A 20,330-nucleotide genomic window follows, 5' to 3' on the forward strand; every position below is an offset into this window, starting at 1 on the left:
CGCCGTCGGCTCCTTCCCGTCCCCTGTCGTCAGGCCCGCTTCAGGGTGCGCAGTTCCAGCTGCCGGTGGAACAGGTACTTGTATCCGTCGACGCTGCGCTGCATCCCGGTGTCGAGCGCGGGCTGCCACAGCAGGATGATCGGGATGTCCTGCTTCGCCAAGGCGATCATGCGGCGGATGTCGCGTTCATAGGCGGCGCGGTCCGTCTCGTAGCGCGTCCGCTCCACCAGCGCGGCGAATTCGGGGTTGTTGTAGGTGCCGAAATTCCAGCGCGTCGGGCCGTGGTAGAAGATGCGGAAGAAGTAGTCGGGGTCGTTCAGGTAGGCGGCCGAGCCCTCGAAGAAGAAGGGCACCTCCTTCCGCTCCAACAGGGTGCCGAGCTGGCCGGGCGGCACCTTGTTGATGGCGACGCGGATGCCGATGCGGCCCAGCGCCTCCTGCACCAGCAGCGAGACGGGCTCCGCCACCGGGGCGAGCGACAGCTCGAAGGAGAAGGTGGTCTCGAACCCGTTGGGCAGCCCGGCCTCGGCCAGCAGGGCGCGGGCGCGGGCGGGGTCGGTGTCGTAGCCATGCGGCTGCGGCCATTCGGTGCCCTCCGCCTCGTCCGGGACACCGCCGAACAGCGGCTGGCCGCGCTGGAACAGCGCCGCCTCGAACATCTGGCGGTAGGGCAGGGCATGGGCGATGGCCCGGCGCACCTTCACGTTGTCGAAGGGCGCGATGGCGTTGTTCATGCCGATGAACTGGAAGGCGCCCGCCATCGGCACGCCGAGCACGCGGACCGATGGCAGACCCGCCTGCGCCATGGACACCGCGTCCTGCGGCGACAGGTCCTGCACGATGTCGGCGTCGCCCCGTTCCAGCGAGGCGCGGCGCGACTGCCCGTTCGGCACCACCTGCCACAGCACGCGCCGGAAGCCCGGCAGCGCGCCGTTCCGCCAGCCGTCGAAGCGGGAGAGGGTGAGGCTCTGCCCCGGCACATGCGCGTCCAGCCGGAAGGGGCCGCCCCCCGCGACATTCGTCTTCAGCCACTCGCTGCCCCAGGGATCGGCGGCGCCGGCCTGCGCGCGCACCAGGCGGGAATTGACGATGATGCCGAAGGTGGCCGCGAGATTCGGCAGGGTGAAGCGGTCCGTGCGCGGCAGGGTGATGCGGAATGTGTGGCGGTCCAGCGCGGTGAACTGGTCCGGGCTGGTCATCGACCCGGTGGAGAACTGCGACCTTCCGATCGGGCTCGCCACCACCCGGTCGAGCGACCACTTCACATCCTCTGCCGTCACCGGGGAGCCGTCGTGGAAGGTGGCGTCGCGGCGCAGGTGGAAGGTGATGACGCGGCCGTCCTCCGACACCTCGTGCCGCTCCGCCAGCTCACCCTCGATCCGGTAGTAGTCGTAGTAGAGCGTGCCATCCGGCCGCGTCGTGGTGCCGAAGCGCAGCAGGCGGTCGTAGGTGTTCCAGTGCAGCTGGATAGCGTTGCGGTTCACGCCGACGCCGATCGGGTCGAAGGAATTCGGCCCCGCCTGGCTCAGGATGCGCAGGCTCTCGGCCCGGGTCTGCGCCCCGGCCCATCGCGGCGGCAGCGCGCCGGCGGCGGCGAGGGTGGCCGCGGCGGCCCCGAAGTCACGACGACGCATCACCTTCCTCCATCCCTGGGCGGGCGCGGGGACGCTAGCCCGATCCGCGACGCCGTTGACACCGTCAGTGGAGACCGGAAGAATGAAACAGCGTTTTTCTATCTGAAACAAGGGCCGCCATCGGCCCCTGGGGAGATCCGGATGGATCTGGCCGCTCCCGGCGAGGACGACCTGCTCGCGCAGGGGGTCCGGGCCTTCGTGGAAACCGAGCTCCTCCCGCATGAGGAGCTGGTGGAGCGGCTGGACGCCGTGCCGGACGACCTGTTCCGCGACCTCCAGCGCAAGGCGATCCGCGCCGGCTACTACGCCCTCAACATGCCGGAGGAGCATGGGGGCGGCGGCCTCTCCGCCCGGGAACGCGCCGTGGCGGAGGTGGAGTTCGGCCGCGTCAGCCGGGCGCTCGGCATCATCTGCAACCGCCCCGCGCCCATCCTGAAGGCCTGCCGCGGCGACCAGGTGGAGACCTACCTGAAGCCCACCATCCGCGGCGAGCGATGGGAATGCTTCGCGCTGACCGAACCCGGCGCGGGGTCCGACGCACGGGCCATCGCCACCCGCGCGGTGCGCGACGGCGACGACTGGGTGGTGAACGGCACCAAGCAGTTCATCACCATGGCCATGCGGGCGGACTACATCATCCTGTTCGCCGTCACGGGCAGCGAGGAGACGGCGCAGGGGCCGCGGAAGCGGATCACCGCCTTCCTGGTGGACAAGGCGACGCCGGGCATCACCGTCACGCCGCTCGACGTGCTGTCGAACCGGGGCATGAAGTCCTGCATCATCGGCCTCGACGGCGTCCGCGTGCCGGACCGCAACATCCTCGGCGAGGAGGGCGGCGGCTTCGCCATCGCGAAGAACTGGATCTTCTCGGGCCGCGTGATGCTGGCGGCGAACTGCGTGGGCCTGGCGGAACGCGCCATGGGCATCGCCGCGCGCTACGCCAACGAACGCGTCGCCTTCGGCCGGCCGATCGGCAGCTTCCAGGGCACCGGCTTCAAGCTGGCCGACATGGCGACCGAGATCCACGCGACGCGGCTGATGGTGTTCGACGCCGCCGCGCGGATGGATGCCGGCACCATCACGCAGCGCCAGGCCTCGCAGGTGAACCTCTACGGGTCGGAGATGGTGGGGCGCGTCACCGACAACGCCCTGCAGATCATGGGCGGCATGGGGGTGACGAAGGACATGCCGCTGGAACGCTTCTGGCGGGACGCGCGGGTGGAACGCATCTGGGAAGGCACGTCGGAGATCCACCGCGACATCATCGCGAAGGACGTCCTGCGGGAATTCCGGGCATGACTTCCCGCATCCGGGTCGAGGAGAACGGCCCCCTCCTCGAGATCACCTTCGACCACCCGCCCGCCCATGCCTTCGACCAGCAGGCCTGCCGCGACCTCGACGCCGCCTTCGGCCGGCTCTGCGACGCGCCCGGCCTGCGCTGCGGCATCGTCACCGCGACGGGCGACCGCATCTTCTCGGCCGGGTGGGACCTGAAGGCGGTGGCGGCCGGCGACCGGGGCGAGGATTTCGGGCCAAACGGCTTCATGGGCCTCAGGCGGCAATTCACCCGCCCCGTGATCGCGGCGGTGAACGGCCTCGCGGTCGGCGGCGGATTCGAATTCGCGCTGCACGCCCATATGGTGGTCTGCGCGCCGGAATCCGAATTCGGCCTGCCGGAGCTGCAGCGCGGCTTCCTGCCGGAGGCGGGCGGGCTCTGGCGCGTCTTCCGCCGCCTGCCCCGCAGCATCGCGAACGAGCTGCTGCTGACCGGCCGCCGCCTGACGGCGGAGGAGGGGCTGCGCCTCGGCTTCGTCAACCGCATCGTGCCGCGCGCGGCGCTGATGGATGCGGCGCGGGAGATGGCGCTGCGGGTCGCGGCGTCCGCGCCGCTGGCGGTGGAGGCTCTGCTGGAGATCGCGCGCGAAGCGGAGGTGCTGCCGGACGCGCAGGCCTTCGCGCTGTTCCAGGCCGGCCTGCCGGCGCATCGGCGCATGCGCGGCTCCGCCGACTACTACGAAGGCCCGCGCGCCTTCGCCGAGAAGCGGCCGCCGCGCTGGACCGGCAGCTGAGGCAGAGGAGGCAGGATGGATTTCGACCTCACGCCGGCGCAGCGCGGGATGCGGGACGCGCTGCGCGCCTTCCTGCTGCGCGAATGCCCGATCGAATACGTCCGCGACTGCGACGAGGCGGAACGCTTCCCGGTGGAGCTGTTCGGCAAGCTCGCGGCGCAAGGCTGGCTCGGCCTGCCGATCCCGGAGGAATACGGCGGCACCGGCGGCAGCTGCACCGACCTCGCCGTCTTCCTCGAGGAACTCGCCTGGCATTTCGAGGCAGCGGCGAACTGCTACTACACCACCGTCGTCATCGCCGCCGACGCGCTGGCGCATTTCGGCACCGAGGAGCAGAAGCGCGCCCTGCTGCCGCGGCTTGCGCGCGGCGAGATCCGCTTCGCCTTCTCCCTGTCCGAACCGAATTCGGGCTCCGACGCCGCCTCGCTCCGCACGCGCGCCGTGCCCGACGGCGACCACTGGGTCATCCACGGGCAGAAGATGTTCTGTTCCTGCGCGCAGGTGGCGGACTACATCCTGCTGATGGCGCGCTCCGATGCCGATGCACCGAAGCATGACGGCATCACCATGTTCCTGCTGGACCCGAAGGCGCCGGGCGTGGAGGTCCGGCGGCTCCGCAAGCTCGGCCTCAAGCCCATGGACCTCAACGAGATCTTCCTGACCGCTGCGCGCGTGCCGAAGGACGCAATCGTCGGCGCGGTGAACCAGGGCTGGCGCAACGTGCTGAAGACGCTGGACTATGAACGCTGTTGCCTTTCCGCGGTCAATGTGGGCGCCGCGCAGTCCTGCCTCGACAAGGCGCTGGCCTACACGAAGGAACGCGAGCAGTTCGGCCAGAAGATCGCCAGCTTCCAGATGAGCCGCGCGAAGCTCGCCGACATGGAGATGGAGATCGACGCGGCGCGCCTGCTGCTCTACCGCAGCGCCGGCCTGGTGGACCGTGGCATCCCGAACAACCGGCAGTCGGCCATCGCCAACCTCTACTCCTCGGAAGCCTATGTGCGCGCGGCGCTCAACGGCATGCGGCTGATGGGCGGCTGGGGCTACCTCATGGAATACGACATGCAGCGCCATTTCCGCGACAGCAAGCTCGCGGAGATCGGCGGCGGCACGTCGGAGATCCTGCGCATCGTCATCTCGCGCGAGATGCTGCGGTGACGGCGGACCTCGTCCTCGCGCGCGGCACGGTGGTGCGGCCGGACGCGGCCGGGCCGGCCGACCTGCTGGTGAAGGACGGGCGGATCCTCGATGTCGTGGAGCCGGGCGTGGGGCGCGGCGCCGAGGTGATCGACGCCGCCGGCCGCGTCGTGCTGCCCGGCGGCGTCGATGCGCATGTGCATTTCCTGATCGGCTTCATGGGCCAGCGCAGCGTCTACGACTTCTGGTCGGGCACGGCGGCGGCGCTGCGCGGCGGCAACACCACGGTGATCGACTTCGCGCTGCAGCGCCGCGGCCGCAGCCTGATGGACGGGCTGAGGCACCGCCGCGTGCAGGCGGACCGGCATGTGGCGTGCGACTACGGGCTGCACCTGATCGCCACCGACGTGAACGCCGCGACGCTGGCCGAGGTGCCGGCGGCGGTCGCGGCCGGCGCCTCCTCCTTCAAGGTCTACACGGTCTACGAGAAGGAGCAGCTGAAGGTCGAGGACGGGCCGCTGCACGACCTCATGCGCGCGCTCGGCCGCGCCGGCGGCATGGTCGGCCTCCATGCCGAGAATGCGTCGCTGATCGACCACGCCATCGCGAGGCACCTTGCGGCCGGCGAGGTCGCGCCGCGCTTCCACGCCCTCTCGCGCCCCGCCCTGGCCGAGACCGAGGCCGTCTCCCGCGGGTTGCTGCTGGCCGCCGATGCCGGCTGCCCGCTGCACATCTTCCACCTGAACTCCGCACCGGCCCTGGCGCTGGTCGAGGCGGCGCAGGCGCGCGGGCAGCCCGCCTCGGCCGAGACCTGCACGCATTACCTGGCGCTGACGGCGGAGGTGATGGACCGCGCGGACGGCCACCTGTTCGTGATGAGTCCGCCGCTGCGCGACGCCGTCACGCGGGATGCGATGTGGGCAGGGGTCGCGGGCGGCAGCCTGGCAGCCGTCACCTCCGACGACGCATCCTACAGCGCGGAGGCGAAGGCGCTCGGCGCGGAGTCCTTCGACCGCATCGCCAACGGCGTGCCGGGGGTGGAGCACCGGCTGCCCCTGCTCTGGACGCTCGGCGTGCAGGCGGGGCGGCTGACCCTGCCGCAACTGGCCGAGGCCTGGAGCACGGGGCCCGCGCGGCTGTTCGGCCTCGCGCCGGCGAAGGGCGCCATCGCGCCCGGCGCGGATGCGGACCTCGTCGTGCTGGACCCCGCCCTGACGCGCCGCATGACGGCTGGGTGCCACCACGGCCCGATCGGCTACACCCCCTTCGAGGGGATGGAACTGTCCGGCTGGCCGGTGCTGACGCTGCGCCGCGGCACCATCGCCGCGCGTGACGGCGTGGTGCATGCGAAGCCGGGCGAGGGGCGGTTCCTGGCGCGGCGCGGGCCGGGCGGATGATCCCGGTCAGCCTCGTCACCGGCTTCCTCGGCAGCGGCAAGACCACGCTCGTCTCCGCCCTGCTGCGCCAGCCGGGCATGGCCGGCACGCTGGTCATCGTCAACGAGTTCGGCGAGGCCGGGATCGACCACGACCTGCTGGAGGCGTCGAGCGACGACACCATCCTGCTGGCCAATGGCTGCCTCTGCTGCACCATCCGCGGCAACCTGGTGGACACGCTGCTGGACCTGCGGGCGCAGCGCGCCGAAGGGCGCCTCCGCGACTTCGACCGCGTGGTGGTCGAGACCTCCGGCGTGGCCGATCCCGGCCCGCTCATCGGCTTCGTCTTCGACGACCCGCGCATCGCCGCGCTCTACCGCCCCGGCGCCGTGGTCACGACCTGCGACGCTCTGGCGGGCGCCGATGTGCTGGACCGCCAGTCGGAGGCGCTGAGCCAGGCGGTGCTGGCCGACCACCTGCTGGTCACCAAGCCGGACCTCGCGGGGGAAGCGGCGGTCGCGGCGCTGGTCGCGCGACTGCGCGCGCTGAACCCCGCCGCCACGATCCGCGCCGCCGCGCTGGGGCAGGGGGTGGAGGCGGCGCTGCTGGACGCGCCCGATGGCGCGCGGCGGGGCGCCTGCGCGCCGGGTTGCGCCGACCCGCATCACCACCACGACCACCCCGGCCAGGACCATGCGGCGCGGTTCCATGCCTGGCTGCTGCTCGCGGCGCGCGCCCTTTCCTTCGCCGAGGTCGAGGCGCTCGGCGTCGCGCTGCGCGGGGCGGCAGCGGCCGGGCTGCTGCGCGCGAAGGGCCTGCTGCCGCTGGCCGACCGGCCAGGCTGCGCCGTGGTCCAGGCGACGGCGACGATGGTGCATCCCCCCGCGATCCTGCCGGACCCGCCAAGTGGGCCGGGGCGCCTGGTGCTGATCGGGGAGGGGCCGGAGCCGCGGGCGCTGCTGGACGCGCTCGCCCCCTTCGGCCTCGCTCCCGTGCCGCGGCTGCCGATGCCGCACGCGCCGCGCTGACGGCGCCGCAGCGGCCGCGTTCCGGCGCACCGTCTTGCCGAAGCGGATGGCACCTGCCCCAATGCGCCTGCATGGCGAAGCCCCCGGCCTGCGCGACGCGCGGGCGGGGCGCGCAGGGAGGATGCACCGGAATGGCCAGCGCAGGCGCCGATCCCAGGGCCCCCGCCGCGGGGGCGGCCCCCGGCCGCGCGGCATGACGGCCCGCGTCGTCTGCGCCGGGATCGGCGTGCTGGACCAGGTCTGGGAACTGCCGGCCTTGCCCAGCGCCCCCGGGAAATACATCGCCGCCGGGCTGCGCGTGACGGGCGGCGGCATGGCCGCGACGGCGGCGGTGGCGGTCGCGGCGCTCGGCGGCGGGTCGGCCTGGTGCGGGCGGCTCGGCGCCGATGCGGCGGGCGACACGCTGCTGGCGGCGCTCGGGCGGCATGGGGTCGCGGTCTCCGGCATCACCGTCGCGCCGGGCGGGCGCACGCCGACCTCGGGCGTGCTGGTGGATGGGGAAGGGGAACGCATCCTGGCGGTCTTCCCCGGCGCCGGCCTGCCGGAGGATGCGCCGGTGCCCCCCGACCTGGTCGCGGAAGCCGGTGCCGTGCTGGCCGATCCGCGCTGGGTGTCGGGCGCGGAGCGGCTTTTCGCCATCGCCGCCGCCCAGGGCCTGCCGCGCGTGCTGGACGCCGACATCGCCGCGCCGGAGACGCTGCGCCGCCTCGCCCGGCACGCCGACCATGTGGTCTTCTCGCAGCGCGGCCTGGTGGACCTCGCGGGGACCGACGATCCGCGCCGCGGGCTCGCCCTGGCCGCGGCGGAACTGCGCGGGACGCTCGCCGTCACGCTCGGTGCCGCGGGCAGCCTGTGGTGGCGCGAGGGCGGCATCGTGCCGCTTCCCGCGCCCCGCGTCGCGGCACGCGACACGACAGGGTGCGGCGACGTGTTCCACGGCGCCTACGCCCTCGCCCTCGCCGAGGGCGCGGCGGTGGAGCAGGCGGCACGCTTCGCGACCGCCGCCGCCGCGCTGAAGGCCGAACGCGGCGAGGGCTGGGCCGGGATGCCGGGGCGCGCCGAGGTGGATGCGCTGCTGGCGCGGGGCTGGTAGCCGATGGCGGAGATGCGCGGCCCGGGCGTGATGCTGAGCCAGTTCATGGGCGACGCCGCGCCCTTCGACAGCCTGGATGGCGTGGTGCGCTGGCTGGCGGGATTCGGCTATGCCGGCGTGCAGGTGCCCGTCCACGATCCCCGCCTGATCGACCTGGAGCGCGCGGCGGCGGAGGACGGCTATTGCCGGGACTACCGCGCGCGGCTCGCCGATCTCGGGGTGGAGGTCACCGAACTCGCGGCGCATCGCGCGGGGCAGCTCGTGGCCGTGAACCCCGCCTTCTCCGAGCTGTCGGACGTCTTCGCCGCGCCGGCGGTGCGCGGCGACCCGCGGGCGCGCACCGCCTGGGCCATGCGGCAGCTGCGGCTGGCGATCGAGGCTGCGGCGCGGCTCGGCCTGCGACGCGTCGCGACCTTCTCCGGCGCCTTCGCCTGGCCCTATGCCTATCCCTGGCCGCCGCCGCCGCCCGGCCTGATCGACGCCGCTTTCGAGGAACTGGCCCGCCGCTGGCGGCCGCTGCTGGACCATGCGGAGAGTGCCGGCGTCGATCTCTGCTTCGAGCTGCATCCGGGCGAGGACCTGCACGACGGCACGACCTTCGACCGCTTCCTCGCCCTGGTGGACGGGCACCGGCGCGCGCGCATCCTGTTCGACCCCAGCCACATGCTGCTGCAGCACATGGACTATCTCGGCTTCATCGATCTCTACGCGGACCGCATCGGCGCCTTCCACGTCAAGGATGCGGAATTCATCCGCAGCCCGCGCAGCGGCGTCCATGGCGGCTTCCAGGACTGGGCGCGGCGCCCCGGGCGCTTCCGCTCGCCAGGGGACGGGCAGGTGGATTTCGCGGGCGTCTTCTCCCGCCTCGCCGCCGCCGGCTACGACGGATGGGCGGTGCTGGAGTGGGAGTGCGTCCTGAAGCGGAAGGAGGACGGCGCGCGCGAAGGCGCGCCCTTCATCCGCCGCCACATCATCGCCACGGCGGAGACGCCCTTCGACGCCGCGCTGCGCCGCCCGCTGGACCGCGATGCGGCGCGGCGCATCCTCGGGATCGGGGGGGAGTAGGGCGGGCCGCTACGCCCTCCGCAGCCAGAAGGCCGCGCCGTCCCAGGTGGCGAAGGGCGTTTCGCCGTTCCGCAGCAGCGCGAAGCCGGCGGTGCGGGCGTGGCGCGGCATCTCCCGCCGGTCCGCCTCCGCGCCGCGATAGCTGTAGTTCATCAGCGCCAGGCTGCCGCCCGGGCGCAGCACGCGCGCGGCCTCCGCCAGGTGCCGTGCGGCGAGGTCGGGGGAGGCCTGGACGAGATAGGGGAAGACATCCACCGCCAGCACCAGGTCGAAGGCGCCGTCGCGCAGCATCGCAAGGTCATGCCCGCCGCCGCGCAGGATGGCGACGCCCGGCAGCCCCGCGCAGCGCCGCGCGGCAAGACGCGCCATCTCCGCCGAGACGTCGATGCCCACCACCAGCGACGCCGCCGGCGCGACGGCAGCCGAAAGCCGGCCGATGCCGCAGCCGAGGTCGAGCACGCGCGGCCGCCCGGCCAGCAGCCCGCAACCGTCCAGCCAGTCCACCACCTCCCCCGTCGCGGCGCGCAGCCGCGCGGGATCGCCGAGGGAATAGGCCGCGACGCTCGCCTCCGGGCTCAGCCGGGCGAGGCGGTCGAACATCGCCTGCGCGCCGGCCACGCCCGCCGCGGCATCGGCGGCCTCCGCATGGTCGGCGCCCGCCGCCACCATCCGCTCCAGCATCGCCAGCCCGTCCTGCGCCTCCTCCGCCAGCGCGGCCAGCGCCTCGGTGCGCGGGCCCGGCCGTGCGGCGCGCAGCGCCCGGAGTTGCGCGACCACCTCGGCCGCCGGATGCCCGGCCAGCATGACGCGCATCAGCGCGACGGCCGGCGGCGCATCGCCGGCCACCGCTTCCTCCACCGTCACGGCGCGGGCCGGCGCGGCGCGCGCCGCCAGGTCGGCGTGTCGACGGCGCCCCACAGGTATTTGTGCCGCTCCTGCCCGCGCAGGAAGTCCACCGCGGCGGCGCCTTCGCGCACCGCCTCCTCGATGGCGTGGCCCACCACCAGCATCCCCGGGCTCAGCCGCTCCACCGCCGGGTCGAAGCCGCCGAGGTAGAAGTAGACGCGCCGGTCCACGCGGCCCGGCGGATCGGCGAAGCCCTGCAGCGTCGCCACGATCCGCCCGTCGAGCCGCATGGCATAGAGCCGCAGCGCCCCGTCGCGCAGCAGGTCGGGCAGGGAGGCGCGGTGCGCCGCCTGCACGGCATCCTCCGCCAGCACGCCCTCCTCGCCCCGCTTCGTCCAGCGCGCGGCGTGCAGGCGCAGATGCGCCTCCAGCAATTCCGCGGCATTGCCCGGCCCGGCGCGCTCGAAGCCCAGCGCGCCCTTCTTCGCCGCGCGCTGGCGCCGACGGCCGAGGCTCTCAAGCTGGTCCCGCGGCACTGCCTCGCCCAGTTCCTCGATCCGGGGCGGCAGGTGCAGCACGGGGCAGGGATCGGCCTCGGCGCGGTCCTCCGCCCAGCCCGGCGGCAGCGGCGCGTCGAGCAGGGCGGAGCCGGCGCGCAGCTGCGGCCATTCGCAGGCATCCCAGCGGTCCCCGCGCAGGGCGAGTTCCGGCAGGATGCGCGGCAGCACCGCCGCGCGATGCTCGGGCGCGACGAGCGCATCGAGGTAGTCGGTGGTGGCGATGCCGAGCGGGAACAGCATCCGCCGCCCATCCGCCTGCCGGTACACATAGAAGGGCAGCAGCGCCACGAGTTCGCCGCCCCCTTCCGTGCGGAAGGCGAGGGTCAGCAACGCGCCCTCTCCCACATGCCGCCACCAGGGGATCAGCCAGGCGGGCGACTGGAAGGGCGTGGCGTCCGGCAACTGCGCCCACAGCGCCTGCCATTCCGCCCGCAGCGGCTCGAGCGCGGCCACCTCCTCGACGCGCAGCCCGTCAGGCGGCATCGGCATCCCCCGCCGCGGCGCGCGCGATCAGCGCGCGGTACAGGTCGAGATAGTGCGCCACCATCCTCTCCGCGGAGAAACGGCGCCGCGCGGCCTCGCGGCAGGCCTCGGGGTCGAGGCGCGGCGCCTCGCGGATGGCCGCCGCCATCTCCGCCACGTCGCGCACGAGGAAGCCGGTGACGCCGTCCTCCACGATCTCCGGCAGCGCGCCGGAGGGGAAGGCGACCACCGGTGTGCCGCAGGCCAGCGCCTCCATCGCGACGAGGGAGCTGGTCTCCGGCGCCAGGCTGGCCGAGACGAGGCAGCGCGCGGCGGCCAGCCAACGCCGCTTGCGCGGCAGGGACAGCGGGCCGAGGAAACGGTGCCCGCCCGCCAGGCGCGGCGCGACCTCCGCCCGCCAATAGGCCTCGTGCTCGGCATAGGGGAAGACCTGGCCGCCCAGCAGCACCGGCACGCCGGCGCGCGTCCCCGCTTCCAGCGCCTGGTGCTGGTTCTTCTCGGGGCAGATGCGGCCGAGCACCAGCGCATGGCCGCGGCGCGTCACGCGCGTCGCCAGATCCTCCAGCGGCACGCCGTTGCCGACCGGCGGCAGGATGGCGGGGGAGGGCGGGCAGGCGGCGTGCTGCGTGGCCGAGACGGGGTTGAGCCAGGTGCGCGGGCGGGACGGGTGCAGCACGCCGGGCGGATACCAGCCGGGCGGCAGGTGCAGCGTGGCCAGCACCGGCAGGCCGGGCGGCGGCAGGCAGGCGTGGAAGTCGATTCCGTGCATGTGCACCAGCCCCGCCCCCCGGCGCAGCGCGAGGTCGAGGCCGCGGCGATGCGCCGCCTGCGTGCGGGCGCGGGCGTCGTCATCGATGGTGCCCGCGGGCAGCGGGGTGGCGATCAGCTCGCCCGCCGTGCGGGATCCCTCGCAGGCCACGGTGATGCAGCGATGGCCCATGCGGGTCAGCGCCTCGTCCAGCCGGGTCAGGACCTGCTCCGCGCCGCCCACCGCATCGGGCCCGACGGGTGCGAAGGGGAAGGCGACCTGGATGATTGTGAGGCTCACGCCGCATCCTCCCGCATGGCGAGGGCGGCGGCGGCCAGCGCGCGGAACCGCTCGCCGGTCATGCCCCACGGGAAGGTCTCGTAGAACAGCGGGCCGGGATGCGGCGGGCGGGTGAAGTCGTAGGCGGGGGCGGCGCGCAGCAATTCCTCCGGCGTCACCGGGAACTGCGCCAGCGTCCGCCGCTGGGTCGCGAAGCAGCCGAGCATCCGCGCCTTCAGGTCGCGCGCATGGTCGTCCAGGCGCAGCGCCACCGGCGGGCAGCCCGGGGCGGGCAGGAAGCGGCCCACCGCGATGCCGCCCGGCGCGGCGTGGTAGGAGGTCATCTCCAGCCGGGCGGGGACGGGCAGGCCTTCCCGCGCCAGCCGGCGGCAGGCCTCCTGCGCGGCCAGGGCGGTCGCGTCATGGTCGGGATGGCCACCCTCATGCGGATGGGTGACGAGGATGGCCGGCCGCAGGGCCCGCAGGGCGGCGGCGACGGCATCGACCAGGCGCGGCAGTTGCAGCGCCGCCTGCTGGTCGGCGATGCCGAGGCCCGCCGCGCAGCCCGGGTCCTGCCCGGCGAGGGCGAGCGCGGCCGACAGTTCCCGCCCGCGCGCGGCGGCATAGTCCGCCACTGTCGCGAAGCCATGGGCGGCTGCATCCCCCCCGTCGCGCGGGGCGCCGTCGGTGACATGCAGGAGGTGCAGCCGCCGCAGGCGGGGAAGCTGGCCGCCGAGCCCGATCACCTCGTCATCCGGATGCGCCGCGAGGACCAGCACCGGCGCTTCCACGACACCGCCCCCGGCGAAAAGGGCGAGCGCAGGCCCGGCTTCCATCACGCGCCGCCCGCGCTGGCCGGTGCCGCGATCCGCATGGCTGTCCCTTCCCCACATCCCGCCCCCGCAACGCCGCCGCCCCGCCCCGGCTTGTCCTGCCCGAGCGGTTGTGAAGGGGCCGTGCCGAAAGCGCGGCGGGGCGTCATGCTGGGTGCCGTCCAAGTGGGGCCAGCCAAGACGAGGACCACCTCGGGTCCGTGCGGCACCCAAGCCAGCGGCCTCTCGTGCGCAGAAATCCTGGAAGGGAAAGGAAGGGGTCTGCCGGAGATTCGGCCGGGGATGGCTGGGGGACCTGGACCCCCAGCCAGCGCTGGGCAAACCGTTCCCCCTCAAGGGGTTACTGCGCCGTTAACGCGCGAAGTGTAGCACCTTTGTGCGACACCGCCAGGGCATCCGCCGGTGGGAACCCGACCTCGCGCTTGGCTTTCTGTGGAAGGAAGCGTAGCTTCTGCTTTCGGAGGAAAGGCCATGGCCCAGAGCCGACCAACCCCCGCGCCAGCAGGCGCCCCGACCCCCGCGTCCGTCGTCAGCAAGGCCGTGATCCGCGCCGCACGCCACCTCGGGCTGACCAATGCCGCCGTGGCCGACATCCTCGGCCTGTCGGAGCCGACGGTCTCCCGCCTCGCCGCCGGCACCTACGCCCTGGACCCGGCGGGCAAGCCCTACGAACTCGCCCTTCTCCTCATCCGCCTGTTCCGCGGCCTCGATGCGATGGTCGGCGGCGAGGAGGCGCCGATGCGCGCCTGGATGCGCTCCCCCAACCTCGCCCTGGCCGGCATCCCCGCCGACCAGGTGCGGTCTGTGAGCGGCCTCGTCGAGGCCGTCGCCTATGTGGACGCCGCCCGCGCTCGCCTCTGAGGCCCGGCCCCTCGCCACGGAGGCCTGGCGGGTGGTGGAGAGCCAGTCCCAGGTCGCGACGATGAAGCTCGTCGACAGCCTCGATGAGCAGGCGATCCTTGAGGCCGAGCTTGACCGCTCGAAGCCTGCCGTGCCCGCCGCCCTCGCCGGCGTGGACTACCTGCTGGCCACGCCCTTCCGCTACGCGCCCTACCCGCATGGAAGCCGGTTCCGGCGTGCACGCCAGCGGGACGGCGCCTTCTACTGCTCTGAGCGGGTCGAGACGGCCATCGCCGAGGCGGCCTTCTACCACCTGGCTTTCTTCCTCGCCTCGCCGGGCACGCCGCTGCCCCGGAACCCGCAGGAGCGGACCGCCTTCCGGGTGCCGGTCCAGACGGCGCGGGCCCTCGACCTGACCGGCCCGCCGCTCGACCGCGACCATGCGGTCTGGACCCACCCGACCGACTATGGACCATGCCAGGATCTCGCCGATGCAGCCCGGGCAGGCGGGCTGGAAGCGATCCGCTATGAGGCGGTCCGCGACCCCGGCAGGGGAGCCAATCTCGCCCTCCTCTCGCCGGCGGCCCTCGCCGCGCGGGCTCCGACCATGCGGGAGACATGGCGGCTCCTTCTTCGGCGGGACAGGGTCGATGCCGTCCGCGAGATGCCCCGGACGGCGGTGTCCTTCTCCCTGTCGGACTGGAGTACGCGGGATCCGCGGATACCGGCATCTATGGCTCTTGGCCCCGCGCAGCCTAGGTGACGACGGCGGGCTGGACGCAAGCTCGCTGAGTTGGCGAACGAAGGCATCGCGCGATCGGCGCCTCTCGGTCAGCTTCAGCGCCCGCCGCCCGCCGCCTGTTCTGTGCGGAGCGCGTCGAGGGTTGCGCGGTCTTGGGGAGACACCTGGTACCAGTTCGGGTGCCGCTGGGCATGGCAGGTCTTGCAGAGCGCGCGGAGGTTGCTGATCCGGTTGTCGGTGGTGACGCCGTTCTGGTGGTGTGTGTCGAGAAGGCTCTTGTTGGCCGCGCAGTCGACGCCGCAGTCCTCGCATCGAAAGCTGACGGACTGCCGGTAAGCTCGTGAGCGATCGGCCCAGTCGGCCGCATAGCCCATCGTGGGGGCCGTCTTGTCTGTTTCGGGCGGAAGCTCGGCGAAGCGAGTGTGATCTGTCTCCAGGAAGCGCCTTCTGGAGAAGCCCCTAACGATCTCCGTCTTCCGCTTGCGTGTGGTCGCTTTGAAGCCCTCCCAGTTGGTGTGGTTGAGGCAGTTCTGGCAGACGTGGAGTTCCGTATCGCCGCATGCCCACGTCCCGGTCCTGGTGCGGAGTGCAACGCCGAAGGGCTCGTCGACGCGGTCGCTGGCTACGTACCGTTCGAAGCGGCCTTCCGCCTTCATCTGCGCCAAGGTGCGACACCAGACGATATGAAACTTGCGGAGGGTTTCGGGGTCGCTAGAGGCCTCCTCGAAGGTGTCCGCATTGACGTTGAACACCCGGATGTAGAGGAAGACCCGGTGGCCATCGTGGAGGATCGTATCGCCGTCGCCGACCTGCAGGACGCTTAAGTCCGCGATCTCGCGCTCGTGCGGGATGTAGGTGAGGTCCACGACGGGCTCGAGGCCGATCTTCGCCTCCCACCGCCGGAGCGGCGCTCCCATCCTCTGCCGATGAGCGTCGAGCCCGCGGAAGCTGACGTCGAGCCTCATCGGACTTCCTCGAGGACCCGCATGACGCGCTCCCGGGCGCGCGTGACGACACGGAACTCGACCCGCCGCGAGCGGTCCGGATCCTCGACGCCGGAGGCTCCCGGCCGCATCACGGGCCTCGCGGAGGCCATGCCGTTCGCCGTGATGGTCGTGCGCCCCCAGTCGCGGAAGGGCTCCAGGCCCCGTGCCGTCAGGATGACCTCGAGAACCGCGCGGGTCCGCTGCTGGGAAAGGTCCATGTTCCGGAAAAAGGCTTCCGTCGGGCTCGCGGCGCCGCGCCATTCGCTGGAGGTGTGACCTTCGATGCGCACCTCCTCGATGCTCGCCCGGTTGGCGTGGAGAATGGCGAGATAGCGGGGCAGGAACTCGTCGAGCAGGCGACGGAACTGGGGTGTCAGGCGTGCCTCCCCCACCTCGAAGAGGAGGTCGGGCGCGCGGAAGCGGATGGTCAGGGTGGGCCGGTCGAGTTCCGCGCCCCAGCGCGGCAGGTCGCGCGCCAGTTCGCGCTCGAGTTCTGCGGCAAGCCGAGCCTCGTCCTCGTTGAAGGCGACGACGATCTCGCGGATCCGCTCGCGTGCGGCGGCGAGACCCGCGTTCGACTCCTGCAGCTGCCCGGCCTTCTCCTCGAGTTCGGTGGCCTTCTGAGATAGCGGCTGCAGGTAGGTGATGGCGACGAACAGGAAGATGATCATGAGGCCCGACATGAGGTCGGACACGGTCAGCCACTGCTCCCCGTCGTCGCCCCGACGGGCCCGCGGCCGGAAGAGGCTGCTGCTCATGCAGCATCCCGCCGCATTGTGCGGACCGCCTCCTGCACGCTGTTCGTCAGGATGCGATAGTCGTCCACGAACTTGCCGGTAAGGGAGACGAGCTGGCTGCCCATCGCGCTGAGGGCACGCTCCAGCTCCCGCGCCATGGCCTCATCCAGCTGCTTGACCTGACCGTCGAGGCTTGTCGCGATGCGGCGGAATTCCTCGTCGGCTACGCGCTGGAGCTGCTGCCCGACGTTCCTCACGCTCTCGCCCGAGGTCTTCTGGAGTTCTGCCGCCGTCTCGGCGAGGGACGTCCTGAGGCTGTCGCTCGCTTCCTTGATCGCCGCGCGCATGTCCGTCCCGACGTTGGCGGCATCCTCGCGCAGGCGGGCGTATCCTTGGGAGAGCTCATCCAGCATTTTCGCCTGCTCCGCCGCCGTCCTGGTGGCCACGGCGCCTGCCTGGGTAGAGGCCTGGGTGACGGCCTCCACGAACCTTCCACTGGCCGCCTGCAGGCTCTCCTCGTGGGTCTGCATCGTCGTGCGAAGGCCGTCTGCCAACTGGGTGACGCGCTGAGATGCCGCTTCGACCTGACGGGAGAAGCCGGTGGTCAGGTCCTCGATCCTGGCCTGGATCGTGGGCATGGCCGTCGCCGCCGACGCGGCCATGTCACGGAAGGCCTGAAGCCGTGCATCGAGTTCCGCCCGGGTCTTTCCGAGGCCTTCGAGCAATGCCTGCATATCGGCAGCCGCGCGGACCATGGCGCCGGCCTGTGTCCCAATGGCCTCGATCCCAGCGCGGGAAGCCTGGATGCCAGCCGCGCCCTCGCGGAGCGCCTCTGCGTTGGCGATCATCTGCTGGCGGTAGTTATCTTGCCATTCCAGAAGCCTGCCGACCGCGATGTTCAGCTGCTTGAAGTTCTCCCCGAACTGCTCGGTGATCTTCTGGTTGAAGTCACGAATGGACCTTTCGAGGGCCTCGATGATGGCCTTCGAGGTGTTCTCGGTAAGGGTGGTTGAGATCTTTCGGATCTCGTCGGAGATGCCGCCGACCAGCTCGGCATTCGACTTCCGGCTTGCCTTGATCTCATCTGTCACGTCGGTGCGGAGTCGCTGGATCTGGGTGACGAGGCTGCTCTCATTGTCGCCCGTCAGCCCCATCCTGACGCGGTCGAGGCCGGCAGCGAGATCCCGCCGCGTCTGCTCCTCCTCCTTTCGAAGGCTGTCGAGGGCGGTGAGGACATCCTCGACCCCTCTGGGCTCGTCCACGACTTGGCGCTGGCCGCCGACCTCAGACACGAGCTTGACGAGGATCCCGCTACCCATGCCGAAGACACTGGTGACGAAGGCGGTCTTCATTCCATCCAGAAGCCGGGGAACGCTCTGCGACAGGTCCGAGACGTCGAAGCCGAGAAGTCCAATCAGGATACCGACGAAAGTGCCGAGCACACCGATGGCGGTGAGAAGGGCGGGGGCAGCCTGAGTGATGCGCTGAAGCGGACCGCTGCGTACGAAGGCTCCGATAACCGCAATCGTTGCGAGGCCAAGGATCGTGAAGGAAAAGGCACGGTTGAGCGGATCACTGAAGGCAGCGGCAAGTATTTGGTCAACCACCGAAATTCTCCTCCGGGAGCTCGCCGAAGCTTCGACAGCGGACATGGAGCAGGTCGCGTGCCGGCCGGCGCGTTTCCCTTCGCTCACAGCATAACGCCAAAGAGTTGCTGGAGGAGGTCTAAATTTCTACTCAGGTATGTTGTCTATTGCGCCTTGTGGCTGACGAGCCTTCTGAAGCGGATGAACGACGTCCCCTGTTTCTCGTATGTTCCCAGCCGCACCCCACCGCTCTCGCCGCGCGGGTCCGCCAAGGTGCGAGATGGGCTGGACTATTCCGGGGCGGCGCCGGACGGACGCTGCCGTCCCCCTGAGGTTCGCTCCTGTGCGCTCGGTCTGGACATTGGGGTGCTACCTTGATGGGACGACGTCGTCGGCAGCGTCTGACGCTCCTGGAAGCCTCCGAGACCTGGACCGGCGCGCCTTGATCGCGGGCGGCTGCCGAAGGAAGACTCGCCCATCGTGAGGGGGCGGCCATGTACGGAGCGGGGCGGGTTCAGGATCTCGAGGACGCCCTCCCGAGCCTCCGCGCAGCCCGCGGAGGGGGCCGTGTCGTGCCCTTCGTCGGCGCCGGCCTCAGTCGCCCAAGCTGTCGGGGATGGCCGCAGTTTATCGAGGCGCTCTACCGCGGCTTCGATGGTGTGACAGCGCCCACCCTCGCCGCCGCCGACCCCGAGAGCCTCTACCGCGCCGCCGACCGCGTCGCGGCTTGGCTCCGCCTCCGCCCCCCGGAGGAAAGGCTGGAGCTCCTGCGGAAGGCGCTGCACGACCCGGACATGTCCGACCTTCCGCCCCAGGCCGTCGCGCTGGCCTCCTTCAACTGGCCGCTCGTCATCACGACGAACTACGACGACATCGTGCCGCGCGCGTATCGGCGCCGGCGCCCTGGCGACGCGGCCGGCGACTTTGCCATCCTCGGCCGGTCGCGCGACGACTGCGCGCGGGTTGTCCGCTCCCTCGATGTCCTCGCCAGTCCCATCGTCTGGTACGTCCAGGGCCATGTCGGGGAGGGCGCCGTGCGGCGGTCGCTGCTGGACGAGGTGGTCGTCGGGCACCAGCAGTACCAGCAGGCCATCAACGCCAGCACCTCCTTCCGGCGCGCTTTCTCAGAGGTCTTCCGCCGCCGCTCGCTGCTCTTCGTCGGGAGCGGCCTTGCCGAGAGCTACTTCGTGAACCTCATCGCCGAGACGCTCTTCTCCCTCGGGCCCAGCAGTCAGACGCATTTCGCCCTCTTCTGCGACGCCGACCTGCAGGGCCGCGTGGACCCGGAGTTCCTGGCCGTCCGCCTCGGCATCACCCCCGTCCGGTACGGCGCCAGCCATGCCGACCTGCCGGCGGCGCTCGAAGCCATCGGGCGTGACACCGCCGCACCCGCGCCCAGGGCGCGGGCCTTCGGCCTGACGCGGATGACCTTCACCATCCCGCGGGGGGCGAACGGCGGCGCCAGCCCGGTAGCGGTCGAGCTCCGGCATGGACCGGTCGAGGCACCGCCCGACGGCGGATGTGTCGTGCTGAGCGTCGGGCGCGACCGCGTTGGTGGTCGCTTCGAGCCTGGGCTTGGCAGCCAGGCGCGCAGCTTCCTCCGCCACTTCGTTGGGCCCGGGCGCCGCGCGGAGACGCGTTTCGTGGATGTTGCCGCCCTGCCGCAGGGCCGCATGTTCCGGGTGCTGGTCCGCGGCGAGCCGATCCCGGTGTTCCTCCTAGCTGCGCGCGAGCTCGACCATGCCCGCCACGACGACGAGGCGCGGAGTCTCGCCGTCGTGGCGGAGGCGACGAAGGAGGCGCTGCGTGCCGTCGAGCAGGCGGGGTTCAGCCAGGTGGCCATGGGGTTGATGGCGGCGGGACCGTCGCGGACGGACGAGCCCCCCTACTGCCTTGCCGCGCAACTGTCTGGCATCCGCGCCTTCGCGGCCACTCCTGTGCCGTCGCGCGGCGGCATTTCTGCCGTCGGCATCGACATCGTCGACGACGAGGTCTGGTCGCCGCTGGTGCAGGGGCGCATTCCGGTGCTTGACCTGCTGACCTCCCGCTTGGCGCGCGTCCTGGTGCGGGTGGCAGATGAGGGCGGGGCGGTCGAGGAGTTCGCCCTTTCCGTGCCGCACGGGTCTACGATCGGCGACGTCCTCGCGACCTACCGGATCGCCGACGAGGGGATCGAGATCTCAGCGCGCCCGCTCCCGCGGCGCAGGCTCGGCGAGATGCAGGGTGAGCGGGTGTTTCCGGGCATGGTCATCGACGTCTGCCCGCCGTCCCTGGACCGGTAAAGGGGG

Annotated in this window: 18 protein-coding genes; 10 read left to right on the plus strand and 8 right to left on the minus strand. The window is 72.0% G+C overall.

Annotated elements, in window-relative coordinates; translation table 11 throughout:
- Window positions 1–29: 29 nt before the first annotated feature.
- Entirely contained in the window at window positions 30–1,634 is a 1,605-nt protein-coding gene (locus ACK8OX_RS00315; protein WP_430661911.1) for an ABC transporter substrate-binding protein, read from the minus strand.
- A 141-nt stretch (window positions 1,635–1,775) separates the two neighbouring features.
- Here ACK8OX_RS00315 and ACK8OX_RS00320 point away from each other — a divergent pair, with 141 nt between their 5' ends.
- The 7 genes from ACK8OX_RS00320 to ACK8OX_RS00350 all read left to right on the plus strand — a co-directional run bounded on the left by ACK8OX_RS00320 (window position 1,776) and on the right by ACK8OX_RS00350 (window position 9,402).
- On the plus strand, window positions 1,776–2,933 hold the full coding sequence (locus ACK8OX_RS00320) for an acyl-CoA dehydrogenase family protein (protein ID WP_430661912.1): 1,158 nt from the start codon (window positions 1,776–1,778) through the stop codon (window positions 2,931–2,933).
- Window positions 2,930–3,703 (plus strand): enoyl-CoA hydratase-related protein, encoded by a 774-nt coding sequence (locus tag ACK8OX_RS00325; protein WP_430661913.1) that lies wholly within the window; start codon window positions 2,930–2,932, stop codon window positions 3,701–3,703. Before ACK8OX_RS00320 ends, ACK8OX_RS00325 begins: the two co-directional genes overlap by 4 nt.
- 15 nt (window positions 3,704–3,718) lie before the next feature.
- Complete coding sequence (locus ACK8OX_RS00330) at window positions 3,719–4,861, plus strand: acyl-CoA dehydrogenase family protein (RefSeq protein WP_430661914.1); 1,143 nt, start codon at window positions 3,719–3,721, stop codon at window positions 4,859–4,861.
- A complete protein-coding gene (gene hydA / locus ACK8OX_RS00335; RefSeq protein ID WP_430661915.1) occupies window positions 4,858–6,237 on the plus strand; it encodes a dihydropyrimidinase in 1,380 nt (459 codons plus the stop codon). The genes ACK8OX_RS00330 and hydA overlap by 4 nt, the downstream gene beginning before the upstream one ends.
- Window positions 6,234–7,244, plus strand: coding sequence for a CobW family GTP-binding protein (locus ACK8OX_RS00340; protein ID WP_430661916.1), 1,011 nt, complete (start codon window positions 6,234–6,236; stop codon window positions 7,242–7,244). The genes hydA and ACK8OX_RS00340 overlap by 4 nt, the downstream gene beginning before the upstream one ends.
- Window positions 7,245–7,437: 193 nt before the next feature.
- Complete coding sequence (locus ACK8OX_RS00345) at window positions 7,438–8,337, plus strand: PfkB family carbohydrate kinase (RefSeq protein ID WP_430661917.1); 900 nt, start codon at window positions 7,438–7,440, stop codon at window positions 8,335–8,337.
- 3 nt (window positions 8,338–8,340) lie between these two features.
- Entirely contained in the window at window positions 8,341–9,402 is a 1,062-nt protein-coding gene (locus tag ACK8OX_RS00350) for a sugar phosphate isomerase/epimerase family protein (protein ID WP_430661918.1), read from the plus strand.
- Window positions 9,403–9,411: 9 nt separating this feature from the next.
- Here ACK8OX_RS00350 and ACK8OX_RS00355 read toward each other — a convergent pair whose 3' ends face one another.
- The 4 genes from ACK8OX_RS00355 to ACK8OX_RS00370 are packed head-to-tail and all read right to left on the minus strand — an operon-like array spanning window position 9,412 to window position 13,211.
- On the minus strand, window positions 9,412–10,320 hold the full coding sequence (locus ACK8OX_RS00355; protein WP_430661919.1) for a class I SAM-dependent methyltransferase: 909 nt from the start codon (window positions 10,318–10,320) through the stop codon (window positions 9,412–9,414).
- Complete coding sequence (locus tag ACK8OX_RS00360) at window positions 10,263–11,291, minus strand: GNAT family N-acetyltransferase (protein WP_430661920.1); 1,029 nt, start codon at window positions 11,289–11,291, stop codon at window positions 10,263–10,265. Before ACK8OX_RS00360 ends, ACK8OX_RS00355 begins: the two co-directional genes overlap by 58 nt.
- Window positions 11,281–12,339 carry a glycosyltransferase gene (locus tag ACK8OX_RS00365; RefSeq protein WP_430661921.1) on the minus strand — a complete coding sequence of 353 codons (1,059 nt, stop codon included), beginning with the start codon at window positions 12,337–12,339 and terminating at the stop codon, window positions 11,281–11,283. Before ACK8OX_RS00365 ends, ACK8OX_RS00360 begins: the two co-directional genes overlap by 11 nt.
- Window positions 12,336–13,211, minus strand: a complete 876-nt coding sequence (locus ACK8OX_RS00370; protein ID WP_430661922.1) for a PIG-L deacetylase family protein — start codon at window positions 13,209–13,211, stop codon at window positions 12,336–12,338. The genes ACK8OX_RS00365 and ACK8OX_RS00370 overlap by 4 nt, the downstream gene beginning before the upstream one ends.
- A gap of 411 nt (window positions 13,212–13,622) precedes the next feature.
- Between ACK8OX_RS00370 and ACK8OX_RS00375 the strand changes: the two genes are divergently transcribed.
- Window positions 13,623–14,012 (plus strand): antitoxin Xre-like helix-turn-helix domain-containing protein, encoded by a 390-nt coding sequence (locus ACK8OX_RS00375; protein WP_430661923.1) that lies wholly within the window; start codon window positions 13,623–13,625, stop codon window positions 14,010–14,012.
- Entirely contained in the window at window positions 13,984–14,754 is a 771-nt protein-coding gene (locus tag ACK8OX_RS00380; RefSeq protein ID WP_430661924.1) for an RES family NAD+ phosphorylase, read from the plus strand. The genes ACK8OX_RS00375 and ACK8OX_RS00380 overlap by 29 nt, the downstream gene beginning before the upstream one ends.
- A 74-nt stretch (window positions 14,755–14,828) precedes the next feature.
- Here ACK8OX_RS00380 and ACK8OX_RS00385 read toward each other — a convergent pair whose 3' ends face one another.
- The 3 genes from ACK8OX_RS00385 to ACK8OX_RS00395 are packed head-to-tail and all read right to left on the minus strand — an operon-like array spanning window position 14,829 to window position 18,063.
- Window positions 14,829–15,698, minus strand: coding sequence for an HNH endonuclease signature motif containing protein (locus ACK8OX_RS00385; RefSeq protein ID WP_430661925.1), 870 nt, complete (start codon window positions 15,696–15,698; stop codon window positions 14,829–14,831).
- Complete coding sequence (locus ACK8OX_RS00390; RefSeq protein WP_430661926.1) at window positions 15,695–16,477, minus strand: OmpA family protein; 783 nt, start codon at window positions 16,475–16,477, stop codon at window positions 15,695–15,697. The genes ACK8OX_RS00385 and ACK8OX_RS00390 overlap by 4 nt, the downstream gene beginning before the upstream one ends.
- Complete coding sequence (locus ACK8OX_RS00395) at window positions 16,474–18,063, minus strand: hypothetical protein (protein WP_430661927.1); 1,590 nt, start codon at window positions 18,061–18,063, stop codon at window positions 16,474–16,476. Before ACK8OX_RS00395 ends, ACK8OX_RS00390 begins: the two co-directional genes overlap by 4 nt.
- A gap of 638 nt (window positions 18,064–18,701) precedes the next feature.
- Here ACK8OX_RS00395 and ACK8OX_RS00400 point away from each other — a divergent pair.
- Window positions 18,702–20,324, plus strand: coding sequence for an SIR2 family NAD-dependent protein deacylase (locus ACK8OX_RS00400; protein ID WP_430661928.1), 1,623 nt, complete (start codon window positions 18,702–18,704; stop codon window positions 20,322–20,324).
- Window positions 20,325–20,330 lie beyond the last annotated feature (6 nt).

The sequence above is a fragment of the Falsiroseomonas sp. CW058 genome, from assembly GCF_050563535.1.
Taxonomy (GTDB): Bacteria; Pseudomonadota; Alphaproteobacteria; order Acetobacterales; family Acetobacteraceae; genus Falsiroseomonas.

Coding starts and splice junctions, on each gene's coding strand:
- ACK8OX_RS00380 (WP_430661924.1), top strand. CDS start 13,984: ATGTGGACGCCGCCCGCGCTCGCCTCTGAGGCCCGGCCCCTCGCCACG.
- ACK8OX_RS00325 (WP_430661913.1), top strand. CDS start 2,930: ATGACTTCCCGCATCCGGGTCGAGGAGAACGGCCCCCTCCTCGAGATC.
- ACK8OX_RS00320 (WP_430661912.1), top strand. CDS start 1,776: ATGGATCTGGCCGCTCCCGGCGAGGACGACCTGCTCGCGCAGGGGGTC.
- ACK8OX_RS00340 (WP_430661916.1), top strand. CDS start 6,234: ATGATCCCGGTCAGCCTCGTCACCGGCTTCCTCGGCAGCGGCAAGACC.
- ACK8OX_RS00330 (WP_430661914.1), top strand. CDS start 3,719: ATGGATTTCGACCTCACGCCGGCGCAGCGCGGGATGCGGGACGCGCTG.
- ACK8OX_RS00385 (WP_430661925.1), bottom strand. CDS start 15,698: ATGAGGCTCGACGTCAGCTTCCGCGGGCTCGACGCTCATCGGCAGAGG.
- ACK8OX_RS00350 (WP_430661918.1), top strand. CDS start 8,341: ATGGCGGAGATGCGCGGCCCGGGCGTGATGCTGAGCCAGTTCATGGGC.
- ACK8OX_RS00345 (WP_430661917.1), top strand. CDS start 7,438: ATGACGGCCCGCGTCGTCTGCGCCGGGATCGGCGTGCTGGACCAGGTC.
- ACK8OX_RS00370 (WP_430661922.1), bottom strand. CDS start 13,211: ATGTGGGGAAGGGACAGCCATGCGGATCGCGGCACCGGCCAGCGCGGG.
- ACK8OX_RS00360 (WP_430661920.1), bottom strand. CDS start 11,291: ATGCCGCCTGACGGGCTGCGCGTCGAGGAGGTGGCCGCGCTCGAGCCG.
- ACK8OX_RS00390 (WP_430661926.1), bottom strand. CDS start 16,477: ATGAGCAGCAGCCTCTTCCGGCCGCGGGCCCGTCGGGGCGACGACGGG.
- ACK8OX_RS00375 (WP_430661923.1), top strand. CDS start 13,623: ATGGCCCAGAGCCGACCAACCCCCGCGCCAGCAGGCGCCCCGACCCCC.
- ACK8OX_RS00315 (WP_430661911.1), bottom strand. CDS start 1,634: ATGCGTCGTCGTGACTTCGGGGCCGCCGCGGCCACCCTCGCCGCCGCC.